The organism is Streptomyces sp. NPDC017056, assembly GCF_044332485.1.
In the GTDB taxonomy this organism is placed as follows: Bacteria; Actinomycetota; Actinomycetes; order Streptomycetales; family Streptomycetaceae; genus Streptomyces.
On sequence record NZ_JBIRPD010000005.1, the window covers coordinates 135,782 to 153,410 of the forward strand.

Consider the following 17,629-nt stretch of genomic DNA (forward strand, 5'->3'; position numbering starts at 1 on the left):
CCGCCGCGCGAAGAGCAGGCGTGCGCCGCCGAGTTCACGGTCCGCGCTCAGTCCGGCTTCGGCCGCGACCGCAGGCGCCGCATCTGGGTGTGACTGAGGTCGCCGACCTGGCGCATGTGCCGGGTGATGGCCTCCAGCTCGTCTTCGGTTGGCCGTCGAGGAGGGCCTGCCAGCCCTGGCCGAGGTCGTCCCACACCTCGGTGACGCGGGCGACGCGGTCCGGTACCGGAGTGACCAGCACCCGGCGGCGGTCCTGCCGGTCGGGGGTGCGGGCCACGTACCCCCCGCGTTCGAGCCGGTCCACCAGCCGGGTGGCCGAGCCCGTGGTCAGACCCGTCAGGTCGGCGATCTGCCGGACGGTGAGCGGCTCGGGCCCGGCCGTCAGCAGGTTCAGGCACTGGACGTCCGTGGGGTGCAGCCCGAGGTGGTCGGCGACGGCCTGGTTGAACAGCACGTACGCCGCCATGTAGCGGCGGGATTCCGCCGACAGCTCCCGGCACAGCCGCGCCCGGCGCGAGTCCGTCACGTGGATCACACTCCAAATCACTGCGCGGCGCAGCGATATCCCCTAGTCTGCTGTGCGGCGCAATAACTGCGCCACGCAGCGATATTACGTCAGGGAGTACCCGCCATGCTTACCGTCGCCGTCACCGGAGCAACCGGAGTCCAGGGCGGAGCCACCGCCCGTGCCCTGCTGGCCGCCGGACACCGCGTACGCGCCCTCACCCGCCACACCGGCGCACCCGCCGCCGACGCCCTGCGCCGCCTCGGCGCGGAGGTCCGGCACGCCGACTTCGACGACCGTGCGTCCCTGGACGCCGCCCTGACCGGCGCCGACTCCCTCTTCGCCGTCACCACCCCGTTCGGCACCGACACCGCGGCCGAGTCCCGACAGGGCAGGGCCCTGGTCGACGCAGCGGCGGCCGCGCGCCTCGGGCACGTCGTCCTCACCTCCGCCGCACACGCCGACCGCGGCACCGGCATTCCGCACTACGAGAGCAAACACCTGGTCGAACGCCATCTGCGCGCGGCCGGCGTGCCCTGGACCGTGATCGCTCCGGCGGCGTTCATGGACAACTACACCAGCGGCTGGACCCTCGACGGGCTGCGCGAGGGCTCGTTCGCCTGGCCCATGCCCGCCGACCGGCCACTGGCGCTCATCCCGGCCGCCGACATCGGCGCGTTCGCCGCGCTGGTCCTCCGGCGCCGCGACGCGTTCGCCGGCCGGCGCGTCGACATCGCCTCCGACACGTGCACGCCGCGCCGGATCGCGCAGGTCCTGACGGTGGCCACCGGCCGGACGATCACCCACCACGAAGTGCCGCTGACCCACGTCAGGGCCAGGTCGGCCGACCTGGCGGCCATGTTCGCGTACTTCGACACCACAGGGCTCGACGTCGACGTGGCCGGGCTGCGCCGCGACCACCCCGAGGTCGGCTGGCACGGCTTCGCCGACTGGGCCGCCACCCAGGACTGGGCCGGCCTCCTGTCCGCCGCGTCTTCGTGATCCCCGCGCCCGGGACACGAACCCCCGGCCGCACCGCACCGCACTCCACCTGCGAACCTTGTCGGGATGGCTGCATGACAAGGAACGACTCGGAACCAGCGCCGCCCGAAGGGCGATGCGCACCGGGCCGGTTCGGTTCCGTGACAACGCTCACGATGTTTCCTCGCCCTGCATGTCGACCGAACGCCTCCCGCGAGGCGTATGGCAGGTGAAGCGAGAGATCCGGGAGTGGCTGTTGACCGTCGAGGAGTTCGAGGAGTTCTACGCCCAGACGGTCGCGCGGCTCACGGGACAGCTGTACGTGATGCTCGGCGACCTGCACGAGGCGCAGGACGTGGTGCAGGAGGCGTTCGTCAGGGGCTGGAGCCGGCGCCGCCAACTGGACCGGGGCGGACAGCCGGAGGCGTGGATCCGCACGGTCGCCTGGCGGCTGGCGGTGAGCCGGTGGCGGTACCTGCGCCGCAGCGCCGACGCGTGGCAGCGCAGCGGTGCGCCACCCCACGTCGAAGGGCCAGGACCGGCGCAGGTCGCGCTGGTCGAGGCGCTGCGCGAACTGCCCGCCCAGCAGCGCCGCACGCTGACCCTGCACTACCTGTGCGATCTCACCGTCGAACAGATCACCAGTGAGACGGGGCTGTCGGCGAGCACGGTCAAGACGCACCTGAGCCGCGGCCGCAAGGCACTCGCTCACCGCCTGCACGACCCGCGTATTGAGGAGGCGCCCGGTGCCTGAAACCCAGGACCCGCTGCGGTCCCTGTTCCAGCAAGCGGCCGGCGCCGGGCAGGACAGCGCCGTGACCGCGCCGGTCGCCCTGATCGCCGCGCGCGGGCGCCGGGCACGCCGGCGGCGCTTCGGCGCGCTGACCGTGATCGCATGCCTGGTCTTCGGCGGCGGCGCCGTTGCCGTCGCCGCGCTCCTGCCCGGCGAACCGGCGCCCGTGGGCCCGGCCGGCACTCCCCCTCCCGGCCGGCCGGCCCCGAAGGGGCTGCCCTCCCCCGCGGCCACCGCCACGGCCACGGCGCCCCGGCTCGACCCGACGCCCCCTGCCACCCCGGAGTCCTCGATCAGCGCCCCCGCCTCGGGCACCACGCACCCCACGGCGACGGAACCTCCCTGATCCGGCCCGCTCCGCAGTGACCCGGCGAAACGCCACCGGGTGATCCAGCGCGCCGCAACCCCCTCATGGAGTCCGTCATGCCTGCTATGCCCTTCGACGTACGCGAACACCCCGGAGACGCGCCCCGCTCCCCGGCAGCGCCCCGGCGCCTGCCGTCCGCCCCGCGGAAAGGCCGGGCGAGCTGGGGCAAGCGCATGGCCTGGCGTCCGAGCCCGGCCGACAGAGACGTCCTCTGGCTGTACCTGCTGACCCGAATATCGATCTGGATCACGGCCTACTGCGCGCGGTGGCTGTTCCCCGGCGATCCCGCGACCCACGACCCCGGCCCCACCCTCGCGCCGTTCCAGCACTGGGACTGGGACCACTTCCTGCACATCGCGCGCGAGGGCTACTTCCCGGACCAGGCCGGGCCGTGGCAGTCCGGCTGGGACAACCGGGAAGCCTTCTTCCCCGGCTTCCCCCTCGTGCTGCGCGCGGTCCACTTCGTCGTGCCGCACTGGGCCCTGGCCGGGCTGCTGGTCTCCTTCGTCTCCGGCGCCGTCGCCGTGCTGGCCCTGGCCCGCATCACCCGGCTCCACCTGCCCGACGCCGGAGCGGGCAAGCGCGCCGTGCTGTTCCTCCTGCTCTCCCCGTGCGCCGTCTTCCTGAGCGTCGGCTACACCGAGGCGCTCTTCCTGGCCCTGGCCCTGCCCGCGTGGCTCGCGGCGCAGCGCCGCAACTGGCCCCTGGCCGCGGTCCTGGCGACCGCGGCCACCGCCGTACGGGTCAGCGGGCTCTTCCTCGCCGCCGCCCTCGCCACCCACTTCCTCCTCACCCTCCGCAGCACCCGGAACCTGCGCCCGCTGCCCTGGCTGGCCCTGCCCGCGCTGCCCCTCGCCCTGTTCAGCTGGTACCTCCACGCCCACACCGGCGACTGGATGGCCTGGAAGAGCGCGCAAGAACGCGGCTGGTACCGCGAATTCCACACGCCGTGGGAAGCCTGGGCCAACACCTGGCACAACGCCTTCGGCCAAGCCCAGAGCACGGGCTACGGCTTCATGTTCCAGGCCGAACTGGCGGCCATGCTCACCGGCCTGGTCCTGCTCGTCGTGCTGGCGCGCAAACGCCGCTGGCCCGAGCTCGTCTACGTCGCACTCAGCCTGTGCGCGCTGGGCACCTCCTACTGGTACACGTCCATTCCCCGCGCCGTCCTCCTGTGGTGGCCGCTGTGGGTCGGCCTGGCCGCCTGGAGCCTGCGCCGCCCGCGCGTAAAAAGCGCGTACCTCTGCCTGGTCGCGCCGCTGAGCATCGTGTTCGCCCTGACCTTCCTGACCGGGCGCTGGACCGGTTGAGCGAGTGGGTGCGGAGCGCTGCTCGTCGAGCGGCGTGCCGTCGCACGGCGCGCCGCCACGATCTTCCGCACCCCCGCCCCCTCCGCCCCGGGCGCCCGGACCGTGCCGGCGAGTGCGATCAGGCACCCAGGGCCAGCAAAAGTCGCAGACCACCTGATCATGAACTAGAACTGTGTTTTGTCCGGTTTTCGCACGTCCACCGAGCGAGCCATCACATGACCGGTCTTCTCGGGATCAGAGAGGAAGTCAATGAGGCCAGACGCCGGGGCGGAGGGCATGCCCCCCGCAGGCTACGCGGACCCAGTGAGTGAATTGGTGCATACGGCTGTCGTGTGTCAGCCGTTGGACGCAGTCGCGCGCCTTGTCGATCTGCTGGAGCGCTCACCCCACGGCAGGTGCGCCGTCGACGAGGCGCTGCGCACGGCCGCGACGGAACTGCCGGTGCACGAGGTGGCGCAGCTGGTGCACCTGCTGTCGCAACCGCCACGGCCGTACGACGGCGCCGACCAGGTGCTGCGCACCGCGGCGGAACAACGGCCCGTCGCGGAGGTGAGCCACCTCATGACGCTGCTGCACCAGCCTCCGCACGCCGCGCGCTCCGGCTCGGAGACGACGCGCACGGTGGCGGGCCGCCGGCCGGTGGAGGAACTCGCGGAACTCATCGACACGCTCGCGGAAGAGCGCGCGAAAGCCACCGCTCACTCGCCTTCCGCCCATGCCGCGGCCCCGGTCGACGGCGATGACGAGCCCGCGTCGCACGGGGCGGCGCGTGGCCTTGGTTCCCTTGCGGTCGCGGACAAGTGGCTCCCGTGGCTGGCGGGCGCGGGAGTGCTGTTGTGCGGCGCGGCCCATTTCCCGATGGGAATCCGCAGCGGTTCTTCGGTGTCCGCGGAGACCGCGGCCATCGGCCTGCCGGCGGTGTGCGCCCTGCTGGCCACCCTGCTGTTCATCAAGAACACGATTCCGCGCCTGGCTGCCGCCGTCGTGCTGTCCGCGGCCGTACTCGCGCAGCACCTGCTGGAAAGCGGCCTGTTCGCCCGCTCGCCCTTCCCGCACCTGCTGCACAACACTTTCCTGCCGCCTCTCCCGGCCTTTGCGGTGACTGGTCTCGCAGTTTTCCTGGCGCTCGCCGCGCTCGCGCGCGCCCTGGCCGCCTCGCGGCACCTGCACGCCGCCGCTCCCCTGCCGATGGTCTGACCACGGGCGGCTCGGCCGCCTGCGCCGCGCGCGGCAGCACGCCGTCAGCCGTCCGCCTGCCGCGTGGCCGCGGGAGCCGCCTTCGCCTTGGCGACCGCGGCCGCCAACTGCTTCTTGACGGGCTCCGGCAGCACGGTGCCCTGAACGCCGTCCACCAGGTCCTGAGCCAGAAGATGCAGCTTGGTGTTGGTGTTCTGGGACGCGGTGACCAGCACGGACCAGGCCTCCTCCGGGTTCAGGCCGAAGGTGGCCATCAATATGCCGCGGGCCAGGTCGATGGCCGGCCGGGTCTGCATGGCGCGCCGCAGCTGGGCCACTTCGGCAGGGAGGTCCCGATGATGGTTCCGGTCGTGGTCTCGGCCGTCTTCCTGGTGGGTGTCCTCGTGTGAACTCCGGCTGGGGGCGGCGGCGCTCGGCGCGTCCGGGCCGTCCGGGGTCGGGTACATGAGCAACTCCCGTGCTCCGGTCAGGTCCAGGAGCCGCTCGACGGCACGGCTGCCCGTCCTGATGACGACGGTCTTGTTCTGCACGAGAGCCCGCAGGCGCAAGCGCAGCAGCATGTTGAGGCCGGAGCAGTCGCAGAACGGCACCCCGTCGAGGTGGAGTTCGACGCCCCGTGCCGAGCGGCTGAGGACGTCGTACAGATCGCGTTCGATCCGCCGGCAGGCGTCCAGATCGAGCTCTCCCCGCACCGCCACGCGCATCCGGTCGCCGTGCGCGAGGACATCGGTCCGCGGCACGCCTGGCGCAGGCTCGGGCATGGCCTTCCTCTCCCGTTCTCGGCTCGCCCGCTTCGGCTCCCAGGCTCGCCCACCACCACTACACGCTAACAAATACATGAAACATAGTACGTGTTTTCTGGTGCGCGAATACCCGATCAGTAGACTTGGAGCATGAACGGAGTGCCCGAGTCGCAAAACGGAGTGCCTGAGCCGCATACCGGATGGACGTTCGTGACCAACCACGCCCGGGTGCTGGCGGCCATCGCCGACAACCACAGCGCCCGCATCCGTGACATCGCCGCTCACTGCCGACTGACCGAACGCGCGGTCCAGAAGATCATTTCCGACCTGGAGCGGGACGGTTACCTCTCCCACACACGGGAGGGCCGCAGCAACACGTACCGGATCGACCCCGGGAAGGTGCTGCGCCACCCGGCCGAAGCGGGCCTGACCGTGGCCGCGTTGCTCTCCCTGCTCGTCCAGGACGAAGCCGACCGCAGCACGGTCCTCGGCGACCAACGCCGACACAGCACGGCCTGACGACGAACTGGCACAGCACGGCCTGAACAACGACAAAAGGGCGGGCCCGGGAACCTCCGTGCGGAGTTTCCTCCGCCGCTGGTGGTCCCGGGCCCGCCCCTATGGGTCAGGCGACCGGCTTACAGCAGGTTGAAGATGTCGTAGCCCCAGCCGATCTTGACCGGCGTGCTGTACGGAGCGCTCGCGTCACCGGTGCCGGAGTACCGGTACAGGTCGCCGCCGGGCGTGCGGGCGACCAGGTCGCTCCTGCCGTCGGAGTCGAGGTCGCCGACGGACAGCAGGCGGTCGTACATGTTCCAGCCGCCGCCGATCTTGGTGCGGGGCTCGAAGGGCGCCTTGTAGTCGCCCGTGCCCTTGTAGAGCCACAGCGTCCCCGCCTTGTCGCGGGCGACGACGTCGGGCTTGCCGTCACCGGTCAGGTCGCCCTGGCCGGCGATCTCGGTGTACTGGTCCCAGTTGGCGCCGATGCGCACCCGGTCGGACACCCGGCCGTCCGGGTAGCCGAGGTACACCCACATCACGCCGGACTTGTCGACGGCCATGAGGTCGGCCTCAGGGGCGCCGCCGAGGTTCCCGGGGGACAGGACCTTGTTGTAGATCTGCCAGCCCCAGCCGATGTCCTTGGTGTGCGCCTCCATGTCCTCGGACCAGGTGTAGGTCAGCAGGCCGTCCTTCTGGAAGTTCCACGTGCCGTCGCTGTAGCCGTCCTTGTCGTTGTCGACCTCGGCGACGGCGGCGGCGAAGTCGTAGTTGACGCCGACGTCGTAAGCGGACTTGAAGCCACCGTTGTAGTCCGGGAAGTACAGGCTCAGGTTCCCGGTCTGCTTGTCGACGGCCGTCATCGAGAAGCTGGGCGTCTGCACCTGGCCGGGCGCGGCGACGCGGGGAGCGGCCACCGCACCCTTGGGGGCGTGGGCCCGGTGCTCCGCCTCGGCCTTGGCGCGGGCCTTTTCGGCTCCGGCCGGGTTGCCGGCGGCGGTGGCGGTACCGGCCGTGGCGGCCACCGCGGCAACGAACGCGGTGGCGGCGAGCGCGCGCTTGAACGCGCGACCACGCTTGGCGAAAGTCATGTGAATCCCCCTGAACAGGTCACTGGTTGGTGCGATTGGTCTGGACCGCACCACAGGTTCCCGCAACTTTCTCACAAAGGATTCACAAGCGACGCCGTAAATCCCCCTTGCCCCACGGCTCCCACCGGAGGAGATACACCGGAAGGAGGGCGCAAAACCCGACGTTTCACAGCAAAGAGTGCGGTATCGCAGCTCATGCGCCGACCAGGTACCGAGTCGCCATTGAGCACGACTCTGCCAAGTCCGTCCGGGACGCGATGCCGGAGGAACCGACCCGCCGGGGCCGGGCTTCCAAGCGTCCTCGGCTAGTCCTCCTCGGCCACCTGCCGCACCCTCTTGTTGCGCGCGCCCACGACCAGCGCCGTGGCCGCCCCCGTCACCGCCAACGCCGCCGGGACCATCCAGTCGCGGTTGGCGAAGTGGCCGAGAGCGTGGTCCAGGGAGATCCGGCCGGGGCCCGTGACGCCGAGGGCGGCGGCCGTCAGGCCCAGGAAGGCCGGGTGCTCGTAGCCGCCGCTCTGCGCGAAGAACCCGTTGGGCGTGTGCACGGCGGCGGCGCCCGCCATCGCTCCCGCGGCGCCCGCTCCGGCGGCGGGGGTGGCCAGGCCCAGCGCCAGCAGCACACCGCTGCCGGCCTCCGTGAGCCCCGCGACCGCCGCGTTGGCCTTGCCCGGTACGTAGCCCACGGACTCCATGAACTGACCGGTGCCCTCGACCCCGCCGCCGCCGAACCAGCCGAACAGCTTCTGCGCACCGTGCGCGGCCAGCACCCCGCCGGTGCCCACACGGAGCAGCAGCAGGCCCAGATCTCGTCGGTCGAAACAGGTCACGGTGACTCCCTGAGCACGCGGCTGGAACAGTCCCCTCCGGGTGCCCAGGGTCGCATTCCTGACACGTCACGGGCTCGCTCGCTCGGCCATTCGGGCGACGGTGCGCGGCGGGCCCCGGCACCCGCACCGACCGGGCCCGCGCGGCTCAGTCCCCCGGTTCGAGGACGAAGGGCCGGGTGCGGGTGACGAACCGGAAGCCCCTCTTCTTGAGAATGGGCTCCGAGGTGGGGAGCGCGTCCACCAGCACGTGCGTGCGGCCCCGCGCCCGGGCCTCCCGCAGGCGGGCGGCCACGAGGGCGGTGAACAGCCCGCGCTTGCGATGCGTCGTCCTGGTGCGGCCGCCGGCCAGCTCGGCGAACCCGCTGCCGTCGGGGAAGTGGATGCGCCCGCAGGCCGCCGGCTCGCCGTCCACGTAGGCGACGTACACACTCGTCCCGCCGGGCGCCTCGCGCAGCGTCAGGAGCAGCCGGTGTGCCTCCTCCTCGGCGTTCTCGCGGCCGATCTCGCGGGAGATCTCGGCGTAGTCCCCCAGCCCCTTCTCGTCGTCCACCCGCCTGATCTCGTACGCGGAGGTGCCGAAGGCCGCCAACCGCTCCTCGTCCACGGGCAGTACGAGCACGCTCTCGGTGTCGTCGGCCGCGAAGCCCGCCGCGAGCAGGCGGTCCCCCAGGTCTGCCGGGGTGTCGTACTCGTAGACCTTCCACTCCAGGGTGTAGCCGGCCTCCTTGGCGCGCGCGGCCTCCTCGGCGATTACCGCGTCCAACTCACCGTCCGTACACCGCGAATGGACGATCCGGCATTCGGAGCCGTCGGAGGACAGCTCCCTTACGACGCCGTGCGGGGCCGTCTCGCCGGCGGACCGGCGCAGGGCGTCCAGGCCCTTGAGGATGTCGGCGGTCACTGTACGTACCAGGGCGCGCGTGCCTTGCCGCGCAGGTTCCGCTTCACGGTGCTCCTTCTTCTCGACGCGATTCCGGAACCGCCGTTCGCGTTCCGGTCCGCCGACAACTCTGTTCACCCGTTCCCCATGTTGAGGGAAGGGGATGTGCACCCGGGTTGAACGCGGCTTCCCCGGCCGATGCTTTCTCCGGCAATAACGCAGCGGACAACCCGAGGAGCGCGTATATGCGCCGTGCCCGTCTTCAACACATTGCTACGGCTGCTCTGGCGAGTGCCATGGTAATGGCCGTGTGCGCGGGCTCCGCGCAGGCCGGCCCGCCGGAAATCCCCGCCCGCACGAAGGGGCCCGCCCCGCGGGCCGTCTCGGTGAACACGCACCGGGCAACACTCGAATTCGACACCGACGGCTCCTTCGAGGGCGATGCCGTCTGCCCCGACCGGCGGGCCCGTGCCACCGGTGGCGGGTTCGACCTACAGGACGGCGGCCGGGCTTTCGAGTCGCGCCCGGCCGGTGCCCGTGGCTGGCACGTCACGGCGGACGCGCCCGGAATCGTGTACGTCCGCTGCCTGCTGATCACCTGAGCGAACCGCTCCGCGGCGGCCGCGCCGGGAATTCGGTCGTGCCGAAACGCACCTCACCGTACTGTGACCCGGTTGACCACGGTAGGGAGCGGAGCAGTGGAGCAGTATCAGGGTTGGGCCGACGAGGGATTCGGGGCCGTCGCCGACGCGTTCTCGCGGAACTTCACCGATTTTCCCGAACTCGGGGCGGCGGTCACGGTGTACGTCGGCGGGCGCAAGGTGGCGGACCTGTGGGGCGGGGCCGCCGACGAGAAAACCGGCAGGCCCTGGAAACAGGACACCGTCGTACCGGCCTTCTCCTGTGCCAAGGGCATCGTGAGCCTGTGCGCCCATCTCCTCGCGCAGGAGGGGCGTCTCGACCTCGACGCCCCGGTCGGCCGGTACTGGCCCGAATTCGCGCGGCACGGCAAGGAGGCCGTCACCTGCCGCATGGCCCTCGGGCACCGGGCGGGAATTCCCGCCCTCGACCCGGTGCTCGGCTTCGACGAGATAGCCGCCTGGACTCCGGTGATCCGCGCCATCGAGGAGCAGGAACCGCTGTGGGAGCCCGGTACTTCCTACGAATACCACGGCCACGTCTTCGGCTTTCTCGTGGGCGAGGTCGTCCGGCGCGTCACCGGGCTCACCCCGGGCGCGTACTTCCGCCGCGCCGTGGGCGACCGGCTGGGCCTGCGGGCCTGGCTCGGCCTGCCCGAGGAGGAGATGGCGGGGCGTGCCCGGCTCGTCGAGGCCGCGGGGCGGCCCGCGATGCCGGGACCCGAGCACCTGCTCACCCGCATCGTGACGATGAACGGGGCGCTGGTCTTCCCCGGCCTCGACGTGCCGCACGGCTGGAACGATCCGGCGCTGCTGGGCATGGAGCTGCCGGGAGCGGGCGCCACGGCGTCGGCCGGCGGCCTCGCCGGTCTGTACGCGGCGGCCGCCACGGGCATCGGGGGCCAAGAGCGGCTGCTCACCCGGGACACCGTGACGGACGCGGTCCGCGAGGTGTCCTCCGGCGCGGGGTGGCTGGGCTTCGACGCCGGGGCGCGCTGGGGCTCGGGCTTCCTGCTCGGCTCCCCCGCCTTCCGGCCGATGCTGGGCGAGCGCAGCTTCGGCAACGACGGCGCGGGCGGCCAGTTCGCCTTCGGCGACGACGAGTTCGGGGTGGGGTTCGCGTACCTCGCCAACCGCATGATCGGCCATGGCGACGCCCGCGCCGACCGCCTGGTCGCCGCCGTGCGCACGTGCCTGGACGGCTGACGTACGCGAGCGGGCGCCGGGGAGGCCGTCACGGCTTGAGCACGCCGGCCTCCCGCACGGCGTGGAGGTGGGCGAGGACGCCGAAGGCCGGCCCTGAGGCGAGGACCGTTCCCGTCGCGACCGCCGCCGTCATCGCCGTCATCGCCGCCGCCACTCCCGTCGCCAGGAGCCTCCGGCGGCTGTTGTGCTCGCGGCGCGTCACCATGCTGTTTATCCCTCAACTTGCTTGCGGCAGCTGAGAAGGAGCATCGCCCCCTCGGCCGTGGACATCCGTACACCCGGGCCCGCCGATCATGGCATGATCACGCAGATCCGTTCCGCGAGTCATCGCGACGGTCCCGTTGCCGTGCGGCGCGGCAGGAGGCGACTCCATGCCGCGCACCCCACCCCACGTCCCCAAGGGCCCCCTGTGCACAAGCTCACCAAGCAGGCACTCATACCTGCCTTGACCGCCATCTCCCTGCTCGCCGCCGGCTGTTCGGCAGCCGGCCCCGGCGCCACCGCCGAGCCCGCCGGACCCGGTGGCGGACAACCCGCCGCACCGGCCGCCGAACTGGACTCCGCCGACGGTACCCCCGTCGGCAGCACCACCGCCGACGGGCAGCGGCTGCCCGTCGGCGCGGCCCAGGCCCCGTCCGGCCCGGCCGGCGCGACCGCCGTGGCGCGCCCCGGGCGCGGCCGGCGCCCCGCCCCCCACACCCCGCCGGGCCCCGCCCCGGCCCCCCCCCCCCCCCCGCCCGGGCCCCCCCCCCGCGGCCGCGGCCCCCCCCCCCCCCCCCCCCCCCCCCCCCCCCCCCCCGCGGGGGGCCGGGCCCCCGCCGGGGGGCCCCCCGGCGGCCCCCCCCCCCCCGGCGGGGCGGGGGCGCCCCGCCCCCGCGGCCCAGGCCCCGTCCGGCCCGGCCGGCGCGACCGCCGTGGCGCGCCCGTCGCGCGACGGGCGCCCTGCCCACAAGTCCTCGCTGCGCATCGCGTCGTACGACCAGCACAGCGGGCACGCGGTCATCGCCGGCCCGGCGGACCCCCCGAAGAACCCGCCGGCCACCCCCGCGCCCTCCGCCACCCCCGCGCCCTCCCCCTCCTCCCCCGGGAAGAACTCGGCCGTGGCCGTCGGCGACGTCATCGCGAGCGCGCCCGCTCCCGGCGCCCCCAGCGGCGTGCTGGCCAAGGTCACCAAGGTGCTGGGCACGACGCGCGAGGGGACCGAGGTCAACACCGCCCCGGCCACGCTCGACGCGCTGCTGGGCAAGGGCAAGGCCGACGGGAAGGTGCCCGTCGACCCGGCGGGGGTTTCCGTGGAACCGCTGGTCAAGGGCGTAAAGGTCTCCTGGGCGAAGAACGGCGGGCGCCGTTTTGGGCCCCATGGCGCTGCGCTGCCGCTGGGCAGCCTGCGCCTCGACGTCGGCGCGTCGGTCGCCACCGCCGAAGGCGCCCCGGCGAGCGCCGCCGCCTCGGTCGCCGGCTTCGTCCAGCTCTCCCCCACGGTGGAGTTCGCCTACGACGGCAGCCGGCCGCACGCGAAGTCCGGCACCGGGGCGGGCACCGGCACGGCCCCCGGCGGCGCGTTCATCGGGCTGTCCGGCGACTGGTCCTCCCAGTGGCAGTTCAAGGGGCAGGCCGCGGCCTCGACCGGGGACAAGCCGCTGCGGACGCCGTTCGCCAAGCTCCACGCCGACCCGGTCGTCCAGGTCGGCCCGGTGCCGGTCGTCGTCAACCTCGATCTCACCTGCTACCTCACGGTGGCGGCCGACGGCCGGATCAGCGTGGACGTCAAGCAGGACCTCAAGGGCGGCTTCCGGGTCGGCGGCAGCTACTCGTGGGCCAAGGGCTGGCAGCCGGTCAGCGAGTCGGGGCTGACCTCCACCCCGGTCCGGGCCGGCGTCACGGCGGCCGGCCGGGTAAAGGCGGCACTCGGCGCCGAGGCGAGCGTCGGGCTGTACGGGATGGCCGGCGTGAGCGCCGACATCGCGCCGTACCTGCGTGGCGAGGGCAGCGCCGTGGCCACCGGTTCGTCCGACGGGAAGGGCTCGGCCTCGGCCGACTGGAAGGTCTTCGGCGGGCTGGACCTGTCGGGTGCGCTCCAGGCCCAGCTGACGGTCTTCGGCACGCCGCTGTTCCAGAAGCGCGTTCCCCTGGGCGCCCTGCACCGGGAGTGGAAGCTCGCGGCCGGCCACCTGTCGTACCCGGCCGGACAGCCGCACGCCGGCTGACACCGGTACGGCCGCCCGTCCCGGCGCCGCCCCGCGACGACGCCGGTATCGAAACCGGACCGCCGGAGCGGCCCCGGGCGCGCCGGCTGCATAGAATCTGCTCTCATGTCGAAGCCTGACGAGTTGCTCGTTGACCTCGCCGCCATGGTGGAGTCCGGGCACAGCAATCAGATGTCCCTGACCGTGATCACCGGAGGCTCTGTGATCACCGGGCGGCTGGCCCCCGAAGCCGTGTGGCGGCAGCGCGTATCGGAAATCCTGACGGACTCGGAGCGCCTGCGCGAGTTCGCCGGTGTCTTCACGTCCTCCGAGCGCAAGGAGGGGCCGCCCACACACCTGCACTTCCACGTCGCCCGGATCCTGCAGGGCTCCATCGGGATCCCGGAGACGGGCGGGATGTACCGCGTCTCGATCGAGGACGTCAGCGGCTGGACCGTGGGCGACTTCAGCTACTCCGAGAACTGAGGGACCGTGCCGCGGCGGCGGCACTCTTTCTGGGCCCGGCCGGCGGACACCGGCCGGGCCTTTTCGTTCGCAACTGATCACTTTTCGTGATGAGTGTGTGCGCGGATCGGCCGTTGGCCGGTGCCCGCGACCGCGATGGGGTGGTCGCGTACCGCACCGCAGAGCGCAGAGCGAGCGAGGAACCGTGATGTCGCATCCGTACCTGAAGGTCAACGGCACCACCCTGTACTACGAAGACCACCGGGAGGGCGAAGGGCGGCACGGCGGGCCGCCCCTGCTGTTCCTGCACGGGTGGGGCACCAGCGGCCGGGTCTGGGGCGGCCAGCTGCCGGAGTTCGCCCGGGACCACCGGGTCGTCACCGTCGACTGGCGCGGCTGCGGCCGGTCGGCCAGGCCCGCGCAAGGCAACACCGTCGCCGGCGTCGTCGCCGACCTCGCCGCGCTCGTCGAGGCGCTGGACCTGCGCCGGCCGGTCGTCGTCGGCTCGTCGATAGGCGCCGCCTTCGCGACCGAGCTGGCCGCGCGCCACCCCGGCCGCACCGCCGGCGTGGTCTCGGTGAGCGGGCCCGCGTACTGGCCGTCCCAGGGTGCGGTGCCGATCCGGGAGCTGTGCGAGGGGCTGCGCGAGGACCGGGCCGGTTGCCTGGCACGGTGGGTGCCCGCCTGGTTCGCGCCCGGCGCCTCCCCCGCGCTGGTGGACTGGACCGTCCGTCAGGTGCTCGACTCGGGCGTCTTCATCGACGACCACTTCCCGCCGCTGGCCGCGTACGACCCGCGTCCGTTGCTGCCCGGCCTGACGGTTCCGGTCCACTACCTGCACGGTGAGCTGGACACCGAAATCCCGCTCGACGTCGCGCGGACGTGTGCCGCGCTCACGCCCGGCGCCCGGGTCACCACCCTCGCCGGCGCCGGCCACCTGCCGCACCAGGAGCGCCCGGCCGTGTTCAACGCCGCGCTGCGGGACGCGCTCGCCGCCATGGCACCGGCAGACTGACCGCCGGCGGGCCCCGCGGTGCAGCCAAGCGGTGCGGCCAAGTGGTGCTGACACCACTCGTGTTCGGGGGGAAACCCCTAGTGAAGTGCGGATGCCTGTGCCTCTAGCGTCTGACGGTGTGGAACACATACCGAAGAGAGCACAGAGACTTCCCGCCGGAAAGCACCGGTCGGCGTGGCGCGCGACGGCCCTCGCCGTGGCCTCCGCGGTGTTGGCCGTCGCCGCCCCCGCGGCCGACGCGGCGGCCCGCCCGGCCGCGCCGGCCGGCTGTGACGCGGTGCGCGACGCGCTCACCGCGTCCCTGGACACGCTCGTCACCCGCCACGGGATACCGGGCGCGGCCGCGGAGACGGCCGACCCGCGCTGCGGCCGGCTGACCACCGCCCGCGGCGTCGCCGACCTGCGCACCGGGCGCCCGATGCGCGCCGCCGACCGGCTGCGGATCGGCAGTGTGACCAAGACCTTCACCGCGACGGTCGTCGTGCAGCTCGCCGCCGAGGGCCGCATCGGGCTGGACGCCCCGGTCGAGCGCTACCTGCCCGGGCTGATCCGGGGCAACGGCCACGACGGCCGCACGATCACTGTACGACAGCTGCTCCAGCACACCAGCGGCCTGCCCGACTACACCGAAGCTCTCGTCCAACTCCCCCTGGAAAAGTGGAGGTTCAAGCACGCCGAGCCCCGCGAGCTGATCGCCACCGCGCTCGCGATGCCCCGGCCGGACAAGCCGTGGCACTACGCGACCACCAACTACCTCATCGCCGGGCTCATCGTCGAGAAGATCACCGGGCACGGCATCGAGGCAGAGGTGAACCGCCGGATCGTCAAGCCGCTCGGCCTGCGCGACACCTACTGGCCCGGTGACGACACGGGCATCGAAGGGCCGCACTCGCACAGCTACTTCACCGACTCCGACCAGGGCGGAACCGGCGGCTCGCCGCTGGTCGACGGCACCGCCTGGAACATGACCTTCGGCGGCGCGGGCGGCGCGCTGATCTCCACGCCCGCCGACGTGAACCGCTTCTACCAGGCCCTGCTGGGCGGGAAACTGGTGCCCGCACGCTGGCTCGCCGAGATGAAGCGCACCGTCGCCGCCGACCCGGAGCGGCTGTGGCCCGGCGCCCGGTACGGACTCGGCCTGATCGCCACGCCCCTGGAGTGCGGCGGCCGGTGGTGGGGGCACGCCGGCACGGTCCCCGGCGGGCACCGTGCGCTGGGCGCCGTCGGCCCGGACGGCCGCGGCGTCTCCCTCGCCCTCACCGCGGTGCCGTCCGGCGAGGAGGCCGCGAAAGACTTCCGCGCGGCCGTGGACACCGCCTTGTGCACCACCGACCGCAAGCACCGGACCAAGGAGACCACGTGATAGCCCCCCGCCCGGCCGTGCGCCGTGCCGCGGCCGCCGGCCTCGCCCTCGCCGCCTGTCTCACCGTCTCCCCCGCCGTGGCCTCGGCGGCGACGGACCGGAACGCCACCGGACTCGACCGCTACTACCGGCAGCACCTCGCCTGGGGCACCTGCGTCAAGGGCCCCGACGACACTATGGGCCGTGACCTGGAGAAGGCCGGCGTCCAGTGCGCGGACGTGACCGTGCCGCTCGACTACGCCGCTCCGGGCGGCCGTACCATCACCGTCGCGATCTCCCGCCTCAAGGCCACCGACACCCGCCACCGCATCGGCGCGATCCTGCTCAACAACGGCGGCCCCGGCGGCACGGCCATCGACAGCCCTCCCGCGATACGCCAGGCGATGAAGAACGTCGGACCGCGCTACGACATCGTCGGCTTCGACCCGCGCTTCACCGGCCGCAGCACCCCGCTGGACTGCGGCTGGCCCGTCGGCACCAACATCCTGTCGGCCGGCCTCAGCCGTGCGAGCTTCGAGCGCCAGGTCGCCTTCCAGAAGAACCTGGCCGACAAGTGCCGCACCACCAACGCGTCGGTGCTGCCGCACGTCACCACCCGCAACACGGCCCGCGACATGGACGTCATCAGGGGCGCGCTGGGCGAGCGGAAGATCTCCTACCTGGGCTACTCGTACGGCAGCTACCTGGGCACCGTCTACACGCAGCTGTTCCCCGGTCGCTACGACCGGGTGGTGCTCGACGGCGCCCTCGCCCCGGACGACTACACCCCTCGGCCGCTGCGAAACGCACTACGGGAGAACGAGCAGGCGCTGTCCGCCTGGGCCGACTGGGCGGCGCGCCGTGACGGCACCTACGGGCTCGGCCGCACCCGTGCCGAGGTGCTCGCCACCATCGGCCGGATCGTCACGGCGTCCGCGCGCCACCCGCTGACCGTCGGCACCGGCCAGGAGAGTTTCCGGCTCGACGACACGCAGGTGCCATTGCTGCTCTTCGTCGCGATCGCCGACGACACCGACCCGGCACGTGCGCAGCTCGGCGAGCAGCTCGTCGTGCTCCGCAAGGCCGCGGCCGGTCAGCCGACCCGCCTGTCGCCGCAGTTCGCCGCCCTGCTGCGGCTCATGCTGACCGGCGAGCACTCCGGTGAGGCGCAGAGCGCGTTCCTCTGCGGCGACAAGCCGGCCCCGCGCGACCCCGAGAGCTACTGGCGGGACTTCCAGCGGAGCCGCGCGAAGCACCCGCTGCTCGGCCCGCTGGTCAACAACATCGGGCCGTGCGCCTTCTGGGACCGGCCGCGTGAGGAACCCACCCGGGTACGGCACGACGCCCCCGCGCTGATCGTGGCCGCCACCGGCGACCCGTGCACCACGTACCGCAGCAGCCTCGACCTGCACGGCCTCCTGCCGAGCTCCAAGCTGCTCACCCTCAAGGGCGCCAACCGCCACGCCCTCTACGGCCAATACGGCAACTCCTGCGTGGACGCCAAGGTCAACCGGTACCTGGCCACCGGCGAACTGCCGGCGGGCGACGAGACCTGCGTCAAGCAGGGCGGCTAGGACCGTAC

At 72.8% G+C, this 17,629-nt stretch carries 18 protein-coding genes and 1 pseudogene; 13 read left to right on the forward strand and 6 right to left on the reverse strand.

The features are described 5' to 3' along the window. Positions 1 to 47: 47 nt before the first annotated feature. Positions 48 to 535, reverse strand: a pseudogene (locus ACH4OW_RS11380) (MarR family winged helix-turn-helix transcriptional regulator). 96 nt (positions 536 to 631) lie between these two features. On the opposite strand from ACH4OW_RS11380, the gene ACH4OW_RS11385 reads away from it, so the two are divergent. The 5 genes from ACH4OW_RS11385 to ACH4OW_RS11405 all read left to right on the forward strand — a co-directional run bounded on the left by ACH4OW_RS11385 (position 632) and on the right by ACH4OW_RS11405 (position 5,153). Continuing rightward, positions 632 to 1,507 (forward strand): NmrA/HSCARG family protein, encoded by an 876-nt coding sequence (locus ACH4OW_RS11385; RefSeq protein ID WP_398026861.1) that lies wholly within the window; start codon positions 632 to 634, stop codon positions 1,505 to 1,507. Between the two features lie 235 nt (positions 1,508 to 1,742). After that, positions 1,743 to 2,240 (forward strand): SigE family RNA polymerase sigma factor, encoded by a 498-nt coding sequence (locus tag ACH4OW_RS11390; RefSeq protein ID WP_360128854.1) that lies wholly within the window; start codon positions 1,743 to 1,745, stop codon positions 2,238 to 2,240. After that, on the forward strand, positions 2,233 to 2,625 hold the full coding sequence (locus tag ACH4OW_RS11395; RefSeq protein WP_398026863.1) for a hypothetical protein: 393 nt from the start codon (positions 2,233 to 2,235) through the stop codon (positions 2,623 to 2,625). The genes ACH4OW_RS11390 and ACH4OW_RS11395 overlap by 8 nt, the downstream gene beginning before the upstream one ends. 77 nt (positions 2,626 to 2,702) lie before the next feature. After that, entirely contained in the window at positions 2,703 to 3,956 is a 1,254-nt protein-coding gene (locus tag ACH4OW_RS11400) for a mannosyltransferase family protein (RefSeq protein WP_398026865.1), read from the forward strand. A gap of 276 nt (positions 3,957 to 4,232) precedes the next feature. Then, positions 4,233 to 5,153 (forward strand): hypothetical protein, encoded by a 921-nt coding sequence (locus ACH4OW_RS11405; protein ID WP_398026867.1) that lies wholly within the window; start codon positions 4,233 to 4,235, stop codon positions 5,151 to 5,153. A 44-nt stretch (positions 5,154 to 5,197) separates the two neighbouring features. On the opposite strand, the gene ACH4OW_RS11410 is transcribed toward ACH4OW_RS11405, so the two are convergent. Continuing rightward, positions 5,198 to 5,914: an ANTAR domain-containing protein gene (locus tag ACH4OW_RS11410; protein WP_360128770.1), complete on the reverse strand. Its 717-nt coding sequence runs from the start codon at positions 5,912 to 5,914 to the stop codon at positions 5,198 to 5,200. A gap of 132 nt (positions 5,915 to 6,046) precedes the next feature. Here ACH4OW_RS11410 and ACH4OW_RS11415 point away from each other — a divergent pair, with 132 nt between their 5' ends. Continuing rightward, positions 6,047 to 6,415 carry a helix-turn-helix domain-containing protein gene (locus ACH4OW_RS11415; RefSeq protein ID WP_360128767.1) on the forward strand — a complete coding sequence of 123 codons (369 nt, stop codon included), beginning with the start codon at positions 6,047 to 6,049 and terminating at the stop codon, positions 6,413 to 6,415. A 119-nt stretch (positions 6,416 to 6,534) separates the two neighbouring features. On the opposite strand, the gene ACH4OW_RS11420 is transcribed toward ACH4OW_RS11415, so the two are convergent. The 3 genes from ACH4OW_RS11420 to ACH4OW_RS11430 form a co-directional block, all read right to left on the reverse strand. Then, the gene (locus ACH4OW_RS11420) at positions 6,535 to 7,485 is read right to left on the reverse strand and encodes an FG-GAP repeat domain-containing protein (RefSeq protein ID WP_398026870.1); all 951 of its coding nucleotides are present in this window, start codon (positions 7,483 to 7,485) and stop codon (positions 6,535 to 6,537) included. 305 nt (positions 7,486 to 7,790) lie between these two features. Then, positions 7,791 to 8,315 carry a DoxX family protein gene (locus ACH4OW_RS11425; RefSeq protein ID WP_398026872.1) on the reverse strand — a complete coding sequence of 175 codons (525 nt, stop codon included), beginning with the start codon at positions 8,313 to 8,315 and terminating at the stop codon, positions 7,791 to 7,793. A gap of 145 nt (positions 8,316 to 8,460) precedes the next feature. Beyond that, a complete protein-coding gene (locus tag ACH4OW_RS11430) occupies positions 8,461 to 9,216 on the reverse strand; it encodes a GNAT family N-acetyltransferase (RefSeq protein WP_398026873.1) in 756 nt (251 codons plus the stop codon). 287 nt (positions 9,217 to 9,503) lie between these two features. Between ACH4OW_RS11430 and ACH4OW_RS11435 the strand changes: the two genes are divergently transcribed. Next, positions 9,504 to 9,797: a hypothetical protein gene (locus ACH4OW_RS11435; protein ID WP_398026875.1), complete on the forward strand. Its 294-nt coding sequence runs from the start codon at positions 9,504 to 9,506 to the stop codon at positions 9,795 to 9,797. A gap of 96 nt (positions 9,798 to 9,893) precedes the next feature. Next, the gene (locus ACH4OW_RS11440) at positions 9,894 to 11,039 is read left to right on the forward strand and encodes a serine hydrolase domain-containing protein (protein WP_398026877.1); all 1,146 of its coding nucleotides are present in this window, start codon (positions 9,894 to 9,896) and stop codon (positions 11,037 to 11,039) included. A gap of 28 nt (positions 11,040 to 11,067) precedes the next feature. On the opposite strand, the gene ACH4OW_RS11445 is transcribed toward ACH4OW_RS11440, so the two are convergent. Further along, complete coding sequence (locus ACH4OW_RS11445; RefSeq protein WP_398026879.1) at positions 11,068 to 11,244, reverse strand: hypothetical protein; 177 nt, start codon at positions 11,242 to 11,244, stop codon at positions 11,068 to 11,070. A gap of 709 nt (positions 11,245 to 11,953) precedes the next feature. Between ACH4OW_RS11445 and ACH4OW_RS11450 the strand changes: the two genes are divergently transcribed. The 5 genes from ACH4OW_RS11450 to ACH4OW_RS11470 all read left to right on the forward strand — a co-directional run bounded on the left by ACH4OW_RS11450 (position 11,954) and on the right by ACH4OW_RS11470 (position 17,621). After that, on the forward strand, positions 11,954 to 13,246 hold the full coding sequence (locus ACH4OW_RS11450) for a hypothetical protein (protein WP_398026881.1): 1,293 nt from the start codon (positions 11,954 to 11,956) through the stop codon (positions 13,244 to 13,246). 105 nt (positions 13,247 to 13,351) lie between these two features. After that, positions 13,352 to 13,711 (forward strand): hypothetical protein, encoded by a 360-nt coding sequence (locus tag ACH4OW_RS11455; RefSeq protein WP_360128743.1) that lies wholly within the window; start codon positions 13,352 to 13,354, stop codon positions 13,709 to 13,711. Positions 13,712 to 13,898: 187 nt separating this feature from the next. After that, the gene (locus ACH4OW_RS11460) at positions 13,899 to 14,705 is read left to right on the forward strand and encodes an alpha/beta fold hydrolase (protein ID WP_398026883.1); all 807 of its coding nucleotides are present in this window, start codon (positions 13,899 to 13,901) and stop codon (positions 14,703 to 14,705) included. A 118-nt stretch (positions 14,706 to 14,823) separates the two neighbouring features. Beyond that, positions 14,824 to 16,068, forward strand: a complete 1,245-nt coding sequence (locus tag ACH4OW_RS11465; RefSeq protein ID WP_398026885.1) for a serine hydrolase domain-containing protein — start codon at positions 14,824 to 14,826, stop codon at positions 16,066 to 16,068. Continuing rightward, the gene (locus ACH4OW_RS11470) at positions 16,065 to 17,621 is read left to right on the forward strand and encodes an alpha/beta hydrolase (protein WP_398026887.1); all 1,557 of its coding nucleotides are present in this window, start codon (positions 16,065 to 16,067) and stop codon (positions 17,619 to 17,621) included. The genes ACH4OW_RS11465 and ACH4OW_RS11470 overlap by 4 nt, the downstream gene beginning before the upstream one ends. Positions 17,622 to 17,629: the final 8 nt, after the last annotated feature.

Bases quoted from the DNA above. Each gene is read 5' to 3' on its own strand.
- ACH4OW_RS11460 (WP_398026883.1), top strand. From the start codon at position 13,899: ATGTCGCATCCGTACCTGAAGGTCAACGGCACCACCCTGTACTACGAA.
- ACH4OW_RS11400 (WP_398026865.1), top strand. From the start codon at position 2,703: ATGCCTGCTATGCCCTTCGACGTACGCGAACACCCCGGAGACGCGCCC.
- ACH4OW_RS11385 (WP_398026861.1), top strand. From the start codon at position 632: ATGCTTACCGTCGCCGTCACCGGAGCAACCGGAGTCCAGGGCGGAGCC.
- ACH4OW_RS11455 (WP_360128743.1), top strand. From the start codon at position 13,352: ATGTCGAAGCCTGACGAGTTGCTCGTTGACCTCGCCGCCATGGTGGAG.
- ACH4OW_RS11410 (WP_360128770.1), bottom strand. From the start codon at position 5,914: ATGCCCGAGCCTGCGCCAGGCGTGCCGCGGACCGATGTCCTCGCGCAC.
- ACH4OW_RS11445 (WP_398026879.1), bottom strand. From the start codon at position 11,244: ATGGTGACGCGCCGCGAGCACAACAGCCGCCGGAGGCTCCTGGCGACG.
- ACH4OW_RS11405 (WP_398026867.1), top strand. From the start codon at position 4,233: ATGCCCCCCGCAGGCTACGCGGACCCAGTGAGTGAATTGGTGCATACG.
- ACH4OW_RS11415 (WP_360128767.1), top strand. From the start codon at position 6,047: ATGAACGGAGTGCCCGAGTCGCAAAACGGAGTGCCTGAGCCGCATACC.
- ACH4OW_RS11420 (WP_398026870.1), bottom strand. From the start codon at position 7,485: ATGACTTTCGCCAAGCGTGGTCGCGCGTTCAAGCGCGCGCTCGCCGCC.